Here is a 5,324-nt window from a genome sequence, read left to right as displayed (position 1 = left end):
AGGAGCCACCAAAAAAGAGGTTAGACAGTAGCAGCACAACACCCGCTGCCACTGCAATCTGGACACCTGTTTCCACCACCTGCTGCCATTGCTCAGCTTGCTTGGCATCTTCCCTTTCTTTGATAGCCATCAGCAAAAAGAACTGATCCTCATCGCTCAGTTGTCGAATAAACCCTTCAGAAAGCAGTTCTAAAAATACTCAATCCGTTCACGAATGTAATTGGATTGTGTGGCTAAGCGTTGCTCTTTCTGACGAAAGGCCTGATTTTTTGCAAATTCGATTTCTGTTTTAACCGAACAAAGAAATTTGTATTGGCGATGACTCACTGTTTTTGTAAACAAGTAGGCCAACATTGCCCAAAAACAAAAGCAGGACCATAAAAAGGCAAAAAGGCCAATTAAGCCGCCAATGGAGGTCATGGCCAGCCCAATCAATCCTAAAATTAAGTTCTCAATGATTTTTCCCATTTTTGGGAAGAATCGAGGGCTGTCAAGTCATCAACGCTCAGCCCATGAGCAGCCAACTTTTGTCGCTGTTGCTTCTCGATCTCCCCAATGACTTGCTGATACTCTTGCTCAATGAGCGATCGCTCCCTTTCCAAACGACGACCAACAGCCTCCATGCGAATGGGATCAAAAATCGGCAGCGATTCTTCAACCTCTAGATCCCATCGCTCAGAGTCTATCTCCTCTAGTACTGCCCTATCTGCATGCTCCATGAGATAAGCATAGGCCTCGTTAATTTGCTTGAAGTGCTCCTCGACGATTTGCCGCGCCTTTTTGGGGGTCTCAGGGGGCAGCTTATCAGGATGACACTCAAGGCAAAGGCGGCGATAGGCTTCCTTGATCTCTGCTTTGGAGGCTCCCGGCTGCAAGCCTAGAATCTCGTAATAGTGGGTCATGGTTTCTTTGGTATTAGGCTCAACGTAAACAGCTCAAGAGGACTTGAAAGGAAATAGCTGTGAGAGCTGTGAGCATCTTTTACATTTTTTACATTCATTCAAGTGTTTCAAAAACTTCAGTCGTGGATCCTTATTCACCCCAAAAATCGTAATGACTTGATATTCCCCTAAGTTAGAAACCCAGACCGGCGAGGGTTTGCCAGTGGAACCACAGAGGTTTTCGTCGTAGTTACTATTCAGCTTGAGACTGCGATCGTGAAGGAGTGCGAGGCCACAGGGTTTTTCTCCCTCGGGTTCCCCACTGCAAACAAGGATACGGCAGTTTTTATCGGCAACTTCTTCCCATTGGTTAGTATTAACAGTGCCAACGGATAACAGTTGAGTAGGGTTGATTTGGTGATTACTCAGCTGACTTAAGGCTTCATAAAACCCTTGAAGTCGCTCTTGAAATTTTTGTTTAAATTCCTCGGCACTCTCGGGGAGTTCCCAAAAGGCATCCTCATTTTCAGGAATCAGATCAGAGCCTCGCCACCACGGCGGTTGCTCACGCTCTCGCTTTTGACGAGAGTAGCAAGGCCGACGTGCCCCTTGACCAATACCACCTAGGTGAAACATCAGCCACACTAAATTTGTTGCCAATTTTGCTAAAGTTTCCTTTTCAGGATCAGGAACTTCTGGGGAATAGTCCAACACGAGCATCCCCTTTTCTTCACCGCAGGGATCATTTTTACCTTTTTGATTGGGGCGAGTTACTTCACCGTTGAACACCCTTACCCGCAGATAGCCATGCTGGGGCTGAGGCTGAATTGCACCGAAAATTTTTCCTTCCAACGACTTCACTTCACCTGAAGACAGAACCCCGCGGGCAAAGACACGAAACCAGTAGCGCAGCATTGACTTAAAGGCTGTGGGACGCACCTCGGCCTCTAGCTGCCCCCGCATCTCCCATTCTTTTTTTTCGTCGTTCCATTTCCACGACGTAAATTTTTGGCAACCGTGGATCAGTTGGCCTTGAACTGTAAAATTCACGCTAAAGAAGCCGTGCTCAAATGATTTTGTGAATTCTGTGGATTCTACTAAAACACCATAGCCTGTATTGACTTGAGAACCAATGCCTTGCTTCAGACCAAGGATTAACCACTCTTTTACTCTTTCCAAAATGTCACGAGAGACGCCATCTCTCGGTCGCAGGCCGATGAGGAATGAAACTCCTCGCAGAGAGAAGAACACATTAGGATTCGCTTTGTACTTGAGAGAGTCTCTTTCCCATGACCAAAGGTTGTTAGCGATATCACACGCTAGTCCCCCATTGGGTAAGGGGTAGGCATCAGAGTCTTCTTTCCATGACCAAAGGTTGTTAGCGATATCACACGCTAGTCCCCCATTCTTTTGTTTGGGTAAGGGGTAGGCATCAAGGAAAATAATTTTGCCTGCTTGATCGGCCTGTGCTGCCTCTAGAGAACCAAAGTACTTGGCAACTTCTGTTTCCGATCGCAATTCTCGCAAGGCTTGGGCACGCGCCACACCCCGCAATGTACTAGAGGGAATATAGGGAATTCCTAAGTTATCGAAGGCCGGCAAAAGCATACTTTCAGGACCCCGCTGGCCACCAACACGGATGCGCCATGGGCAGGTGACTTCAAAGCAGTTCTCTGCACCGGCAATGTCGCGAGTTCGCTGTGTTAAAACCTCCAAGCGAGCAGTATAGTCACCTTTCTCTGCCTTTGTGACTAATTGAACTTTTGTGTCATCTTTTTTTGTGCCATCTTCGGTTGGGCTATCGGGCGATCGCATCCAGCGCAGGTATTCAACAAAGCCAGCACTTGAATTAGGTTCAGGATTGGGATCAAGGGGATGTCCTAACCAAGGCGAGGGAGGGGGCTGATTGCTCTTCCCGTGGTTACCCCCACCCTTACCTGTACCACGGGGAGGATTGCCGGACTTTCCTGAATTTGGGCGCTGCGTTGCTTTGTTGGTGGTGGGGCGCTGTAGGGCTGGATTTTCAGAGGTCATTTTGCGGTGCTCCTATTCTTCACCTTTGATGTCGGCGTAGAGGGCAGTTGTCCAGAAGCTAAATTCACGGGCAATTTGTAATCCCAAGCCCGTTAGGCCAAGATAGGACTCTGTGTCGAGGTCCTTCAGGGTGTCCAAGCCTTTGGCATTCGCCAAATTCTCAACATGCGCTATTTTCTCAAGGACACGGAAAAAAGCTTCGACAACGTCTTTCTTTCCCTCTTGACTGAGGGCTGCTTCTTCTGCTTTGAGGCGCATGAGTCCCCAAGTGGCGAGGTAGGTGTAAAGTTCAACGGCTTGGCTTTTTTGCTCCCGCAGCTGAGTGTCATCCCCAGTTTTCTGCCGCAGTTCGTTCAAGGCTTCATAGACAGGCTGTGCCATTGTGCGTGGATCGAAGGCCATAGCTAGCTCCTAGGAGTTACAACAAGTTTGACAAAGCCTCGGCCAAGACTTTCTTGACCGCCAATTTGCAGAATTGGATAGCTATCAAAAACATCCTGTAGGTCGCTTTTGGCTTTGGTGGCTGCCCCATTCAGTTGGGCAACGGTACCCCACGGGAAGTACATCAGCGTGTCGGGAGGAATGGCCTCTTCGTAGCGAAAGCCCCCCTCAACGGTTTTGTGTTCGTTGAGTTTCACTTTTACCTGTCGCCAGAGGCTGGTTTCAATCAGGGTTTTGCAGTGTTGATCCGGTAGAACCAAGACCCGATTAATTTGGGTTTCCTTACAGATGGGAACCCACTCTTCCCAGTTATTCCAAGGCGCGAGTTGGTCGTGTTTCAGAATTGCATCTTTGAGATAGATAGGTTTGTTGTCGCCTAAACTGGTGCTGTAGGGAGCAACTGTCTCCAAGGACTGACCCGTGAGGCGTTGCCAGCGGTGCAGTAGCATTGGGCAACTAATCCAGATCACACCATGACTCAGGGAAGGGACGGGAACCCACAGAAGTAAGCCATCCCCCACCCACACTTGGCCTTGGGTGAGGTTGGTGTTTTCACCGCCCATAACATCTTCAATGGTATTGCCCCAGAGACGGTTGCGTTTTTGTTGTGAAGTACTGGCGCGCAGCCGACCCCGAATGGTACTGGAGGGAATATAAGGCAGCTCGGTGTGGGATTCCCTTGCAATGCCAAGCAGGTTCCCTTCTTGGGTCGTGCCGCCTGTGTGCAGGGGAGAGAGCAGATAAAGGTAAGCAATGTCAAACATCATCAATCACCACTATGAGGTCAACGTGTATCAGTGCTCACATGTTTATCCATTGGACTTGCGCAAGTTATGCAGTGCCCCAAAGTAGTTGGCCATAGTGAAGTTTTTCAAAGGTGGTACGGGCTTTGGCGGCCACACCACTGAGGAGTTGCTGAGGTCGAGGAGTTGGGGGCTGTTCAAAGTAGTAGAGGGTGCCCGCTGGCACATAAGCACGCTGCACGGAATAACTGACCTGAGTGTGGCCACTGCGGCGGGTGACGGTACTGATACCACCGGCCACAAGGGGGCGATCGCCCACGACGCCCATAAGGTCTTGCCAGTCATGGGGATAAAGACTATAAAGGGGCATTCCTTCAACTGCTTGGGCTAGCCCTGGCGTCAGCACATAGGCCAAGGTTTCCTGACCTGTGCCCTGAAATGCTGTCAAAGCTTTTAGGGGATTTTCGTTGAGGGGCTGCACTTGAGCATGGTGACCCTCGCCCCCAAGGCGGACAACCCCTTTTAGATTGGCGACGCTCATACCTGCCACCAATCCCCAGCCGGGACGCAGTCGGTTGGCCACTTCCGTAAAGTAGCCTGCTTCTTCCTCCACATTGCGACTTTCGATTTGCATTTTGATGTGGGGAAGAACTTGACTAGACCAAGGCAGAGAGTGGAAATGCTCTTGGGGCTTGAGTTCGCAGAAGTTTCCCTGTAAATAGAGCACAAGCGCATCCAAGCGCATTAGGGGAGCCGGGCGGCCTTGGAGTTGTTCATTCTCCGCCAGTGCAGGCTCGACGATTGGGCGCAGTTTCCCCGGCAGAGGGTGGCAAATATACTGCCAAGCGGGGTCAGTGGTGGGAGCCGGTTGCAGGCGGGCAAATCCCTTGACTGTGCTCAGGTCGGCCGGATCGTTCATATCGGCTTTTTCGTTGCTTTTCGAGCCGACACAGACTAAATCCTTGGGCGAAGCAACCCACACCTGATTTTTGTCATCAATGAGGAAAGGCCCCATAAACTCCAAATCTTGACGACGCTCTTGGTAGGGGGGACACAGGGAGCGCAGCGCTTGAAAGACGGTAATCGGCAATGGCGGAAAGAGACTTTTTGCCCAAGACCCTTCACCCGGTTGAAAGGGACGGGAATCGCGAAAGAAGAGGACATCAAGAGGGTCAAGGCGATACCAGTGTAGGTTATCCATAAGGTGAATCTCCAAGAGTTACTC

The 5,324-nt window shown here is 50.1% G+C and carries 6 protein-coding genes; all 6 read right to left on the bottom strand.

The window, feature by feature from the left end; translation table 11 throughout:
- Positions 1-189: 189 nt before the first annotated feature.
- A complete protein-coding gene (locus ACK4HN_RS11860) occupies positions 190-468 on the bottom strand; it encodes a hypothetical protein (RefSeq protein ID WP_409877752.1) in 279 nt (92 codons plus the stop codon).
- Positions 444-902, bottom strand: coding sequence for a J domain-containing protein (locus tag ACK4HN_RS11855; protein WP_409877750.1), 459 nt, complete (start codon positions 900-902; stop codon positions 444-446). The genes ACK4HN_RS11860 and ACK4HN_RS11855 overlap by 25 nt, the downstream gene beginning before the upstream one ends.
- Positions 903-935: 33 nt before the next feature.
- Positions 936-2,915, bottom strand: a complete 1,980-nt coding sequence (locus tag ACK4HN_RS11850; RefSeq protein WP_409877748.1) for an RAMP superfamily CRISPR-associated protein — start codon at positions 2,913-2,915, stop codon at positions 936-938.
- A gap of 12 nt (positions 2,916-2,927) precedes the next feature.
- Entirely contained in the window at positions 2,928-3,317 is a 390-nt protein-coding gene (locus ACK4HN_RS11845; RefSeq protein ID WP_409877746.1) for a hypothetical protein, read from the bottom strand.
- 2 nt (positions 3,318-3,319) lie between these two features.
- Complete coding sequence (gene cmr4, locus ACK4HN_RS11840; RefSeq protein ID WP_409877745.1) at positions 3,320-4,123, bottom strand: type III-B CRISPR module RAMP protein Cmr4; 804 nt, start codon at positions 4,121-4,123, stop codon at positions 3,320-3,322.
- 64 nt (positions 4,124-4,187) lie between these two features.
- Complete coding sequence (locus tag ACK4HN_RS11835) at positions 4,188-5,300, bottom strand: type III-B CRISPR module-associated Cmr3 family protein (protein WP_409877743.1); 1,113 nt, start codon at positions 5,298-5,300, stop codon at positions 4,188-4,190.
- Positions 5,301-5,324 lie beyond the last annotated feature (24 nt).

The organism is Thermosynechococcus sp. (genome assembly GCF_046299655.1).
In the GTDB taxonomy this organism is placed as follows: Bacteria; Cyanobacteriota; Cyanobacteriia; order Thermosynechococcales; family Thermosynechococcaceae; genus Thermosynechococcus.
This window is presented reverse-complemented; position numbering and strand designations above follow the sequence as displayed.

Coding starts and splice junctions, on each gene's coding strand:
- ACK4HN_RS11850 (WP_409877748.1), bottom strand. CDS start 2,915: ATGACCTCTGAAAATCCAGCCCTACAGCGCCCCACCACCAACAAAGCA.
- ACK4HN_RS11835 (WP_409877743.1), bottom strand. CDS start 5,300: ATGGATAACCTACACTGGTATCGCCTTGACCCTCTTGATGTCCTCTTC.
- ACK4HN_RS11860 (WP_409877752.1), bottom strand. CDS start 468: ATGGGAAAAATCATTGAGAACTTAATTTTAGGATTGATTGGGCTGGCC.
- ACK4HN_RS11845 (WP_409877746.1), bottom strand. CDS start 3,317: ATGGCCTTCGATCCACGCACAATGGCACAGCCTGTCTATGAAGCCTTG.
- ACK4HN_RS11855 (WP_409877750.1), bottom strand. CDS start 902: ATGACCCACTATTACGAGATTCTAGGCTTGCAGCCGGGAGCCTCCAAA.
- cmr4 (WP_409877745.1), bottom strand. CDS start 4,123: ATGATGTTTGACATTGCTTACCTTTATCTGCTCTCTCCCCTGCACACA.